Below are 3,513 nucleotides of genomic sequence, written 5' to 3'. Positions count from 1 at the left end.
ACCGCCACGGCTAGGCAACTCTGGAAAGCAGTTCGGGTAACCGGGCTCACCGACGGTGCAAGCGGAGAACCAAGTCCGCGGAATCTCTCAGGTCCCATACAGAGCGGGGAGGAACCGAATCAGTGTGGCCATTCAAGGCCACTTGAACGATGGAGTTCCTTATGACGATTCATCCTCCTGCCTCCCCGGCCGGTGAGGCTCCCCGCCTGGAGCGGCAGCTGAGCAACCGGCACATCCAGCTAATCGCCATCGGCGGTGCCATTGGCACCGGCCTGTTCATGGGCTCCGGCAAGACCATTTCCGCGGCCGGGCCCTCCGTGATCTTCGTGTACATGATCATCGGCTTCATGCTCTTTTTCGTCATGCGGGCCATGGGCGAGCTGCTGCTGAGCAACCTGAACTACAAGTCCTTCAGCGACTTCGCCGCCGACCTGCTGGGCCCATGGGCGGGGTTCTTCACCGGCTGGACCTACTGGTTCTGCTGGGTGATCACCGGAATCGCGGACGTCATCGCCATCGCCGGGTACTCCCGGGAGCTCTGGCCGGGACTTCCGCTCTGGATCCCGGGCCTGGCCACGGTCGCCATCCTGCTGCTGCTGAACCTGACCACCGTCAAGGCGTTCGGCGAGACCGAATTCTGGTTTGCGCTCATCAAAATCATCGCCATCGCCGCGCTGATCGTCGTGGGCCTGTTCATGATCTTCACCGGCTTCCAGAGCGACGCCGGACAGGCCAGCTTCACCAACCTGTGGAGCCATGGCGGCTTCTTCCCCAACGAATTCATGGGTTTTGTGGCCGGCTTCCAGATTGCCGTCTTCGCTTTTGTGGGCATCGAACTGGTGGGCACCACGGCTGCGGAGGCCAAGAACCCGGAGAAGAATCTCCCCAAAGCCATCAACTCCATCCCGGTGCGCGTCCTGCTCTTCTACGTGGGTGCCCTCATCATCCTGATGTCCGTCACGCCCTGGACCCAGTTCGCCGCCGGCCACAGCCCGTTCATTGCGATGTTCTCGCTGGCCGGGCTCGGAGCCGCCGCCACGGTGGTCAACCTCGTGGTGCTGACCTCGGCCATGTCCTCGGCCAACTCGGGAATCTACTCCACCTCGCGCATGGTCTACGGCCTGGCCCAGGAAGGCGACGCGCCGGCCGCCTTCGGCAGCCTGTCCCGCCGCAAGGTCCCCAATAACGCCCTGTTCCTGTCCTGTGTCCTGCTGCTCTCCGGAGTGGTGCTCATGTACGCCGGCCAGGACGTCGGCAAGGCGTTCGACATGGTCACCACCGTTTCCGCTGTCTGCTTCGTCTTCGTCTGGTCGATCATCCTCGCCAGCTACATTGCCTTCCGCCGGCGTCGTCCCCACCTGCACACTGCCTCCAGGTTCAAGATGCCCGGCGGCATTCCCATGGTGTGGGTGGTCTTCGCGTTCTTCGCCTTCGTTCTGTGGACCCTCACCACGCAGCCGGACACCCTGGCGGCGCTGCTCATCACCCCCGCCTGGTTCGTCCTGCTCGGTGCGGCCTGGCTGGTTCTGCGCCGCCGGCCTGCGCACCTGGCCCGCTACGCAGCCTTCCAGCATGAGCTCCAGGCTGAGGAGACCGCCGCCCGCGAGCAGGCGGGCCGGCGTCTCGAGGAAAAGGAAAGCGTCAAGGGATGATCAGGACCGAGGAAAAGCCGACATTTGCTGCACAGGCGGAGGGTCGGGCCCGCGGGGCCCAGACCCCCGGTACGGGCGCGGAATTTGTACTCACCCTCCATTGCCCGGATTCCCTGGGAATCGTCCGTTCGGTCGCGGATTTCCTGCTCAGGCAGGAGTGCTACATCGTTGACCTCAAGCAGTTCGGCGACCGGACCGCGGGGCACTTCTTCATGAGGGTGCACTTCGCCGCGACGGCCTCCACGGGTGACACCGCCGCCGTTGACCGGTCCGCCGTCGACCAGCTCCGGGATAGCTTCGCGCCGCTGGCCGGCGAGTGGAACATGGACTGGCGCCTGGAGCGCCATGACCGCAGGCAACGGATCCTGGTGATGGTGTCCAGGTACGATCACTGCCTCAACGACCTGCTGGTCCGCGCCCGCAGCGGCGAACTGCCGGTGGAGATAGCGGCTGTCGTGTCCAATCACCCCGACCTGGAAGGGCTCGCGGCCTGGCATGGGGTCCCGTTCCACCACATCCCTGTGACGCCGGAGACCAAAGCCGAAGCGGAGGCCGGGCTTCTAAAGCTGGTGGACGCGTACGCGGTGGAACTCGTGGTCCTGGCCCGCTACATGCAGGTTCTCAGCGACTCCGCCACCGCCCGGCTCGCCGGCAGGGCCATCAACATCCACCATTCCTTCCTGCCCAGCTTCAAGGGCGCCAAGCCATACCACCAGGCGCATGAGCGTGGAGTGAAGACGGTCGGCGCCACGGCCCACTACGTAAACTCAGAGCTTGATGAAGGACCGATCATTGCGCAGCAGGTGATTGAGGTCGACCACACCTACACTCCCGCGGATCTGGTGTCCGTAGGCAAGGATGCTGAGTGCAGGGCCCTGACGAACGCTGTGCGCTGGCACGCCGAAGGAAGAATCATCCTGTCAGGGAACCGGACGGTCATCCTCCGCTGACAAGCCCATCCACCCAGACCTGGAGTTGCTCATGACGAACCACTTGCCTTTGCGCCTGGAGATCATCCCCACGGACGGCATCATTGCCAAAGTCCAGGCGCACGTTCCCGCCGGATCAACGCTCACGGTGACCTGCCTGCCGCACCACGGGGTTGGGGCCACCGTGCGGACCTCGGTTCAACTTGGCCGGCTTGGCTACAAGGTGATTCCCCACCTTGCGGCACGAAGCATCGGGAGCCGGGCCCACCTGGCGGGCATGCTCCGCGACTGCGGGGCTGCCGGGGTCACGGAGGTTTTCGCGATCGGCGGTGACACTTCGGAGGCTGCCGGTCCCTACAGCAACAGTTTCCGGCTCATGGAGGACATTGCCGACCTGACCGGCGGAACCATGGCCATCGGTGTGGCCGGATATCCGGAAGGCCATCCCAAGCACAACGAGCTGCACATGCTCGATGTGTTGCTGGAGAAACAGCACCTGGCCTCGAAGGTGGTGACGCAAATGTGCTTTTCTGCGTCCAGGGTGGGCTGGTACGCCGAACTGCTGCGCCGCGAAGGTGTCGATCTCCCGATCTGGGCAGGAGTGGCCGGGGCCGTCCCGCGGGCCAAGCTGATCTCGCTGGCCACCAAGATCGGCGTAGGCCCTTCGCTGAAGTTCCTGAACCGCAAGGGGCCGCTCGCGCGCAGGCTCCTGAACGCCGGCAGCTACTCATCCGAGTCCCTGGTTTCCGAACTGGCCGCCATGGAAGCTGCGCTTGCGGGGATCCACCTCTACACGTTCAACAACGTCGAAACCCAGCCCGCCATGAACTGGGGCAGCAGGGAAGGCGCGAAGGCCTCCTGATCCAACTCCTGTAACTACAGCGCGAACGTACAGTTGTGGCCCCTTTTCCACCGGGAAATGGGGCCACAAC

The 3,513-nt window shown here is 64.2% G+C and carries 3 protein-coding genes and 1 riboswitch; all 3 genes read left to right on the top strand.

Going from position 1 to position 3,513, the window contains the following annotated elements; all coding sequences use genetic code 11:
• The first annotated feature begins 10 nt into the window (after positions 1–10).
• Positions 11–112, top strand: a riboswitch (glycine riboswitch).
• 49 nt (positions 113–161) lie between these two features.
• Genes cycA through ACFQ50_RS24415 form a run of 3 tightly spaced genes read left to right on the top strand, consistent with a single transcriptional unit; the run spans position 162 to position 3,443 of the window.
• The gene (gene cycA, locus ACFQ50_RS24425) at positions 162–1,652 is read left to right on the top strand and encodes a D-serine/D-alanine/glycine transporter (RefSeq protein WP_377998215.1); all 1,491 of its coding nucleotides are present in this window, start codon (positions 162–164) and stop codon (positions 1,650–1,652) included.
• Positions 1,649–2,602: a formyltetrahydrofolate deformylase gene (purU, locus tag ACFQ50_RS24420; protein ID WP_377998214.1), complete on the top strand. Its 954-nt coding sequence runs from the start codon at positions 1,649–1,651 to the stop codon at positions 2,600–2,602. Before cycA ends, purU begins: the two co-directional genes overlap by 4 nt.
• 31 nt (positions 2,603–2,633) lie before the next feature.
• Positions 2,634–3,443 (top strand): methylenetetrahydrofolate reductase, encoded by an 810-nt coding sequence (locus tag ACFQ50_RS24415; protein WP_377998213.1) that lies wholly within the window; start codon positions 2,634–2,636, stop codon positions 3,441–3,443.
• The last annotated feature ends 70 nt before the right edge of the window (positions 3,444–3,513 follow it).

This window comes from Arthrobacter sp. NPDC056493, assembly GCF_042795115.1.
Lineage (GTDB): Bacteria > Actinomycetota > Actinomycetes > Actinomycetales > Micrococcaceae > Arthrobacter.
Note: the sequence above shows the minus strand (reverse complement) of the source record. Positions and strands in the feature narration are given on the sequence as shown.

Bases quoted from the DNA above. Each gene is read 5' to 3' on its own strand.
- cycA (WP_377998215.1), top strand. From the start codon at position 162: ATGACGATTCATCCTCCTGCCTCCCCGGCCGGTGAGGCTCCCCGCCTG.
- purU (WP_377998214.1), top strand. From the start codon at position 1,649: ATGATCAGGACCGAGGAAAAGCCGACATTTGCTGCACAGGCGGAGGGT.
- ACFQ50_RS24415 (WP_377998213.1), top strand. From the start codon at position 2,634: ATGACGAACCACTTGCCTTTGCGCCTGGAGATCATCCCCACGGACGGC.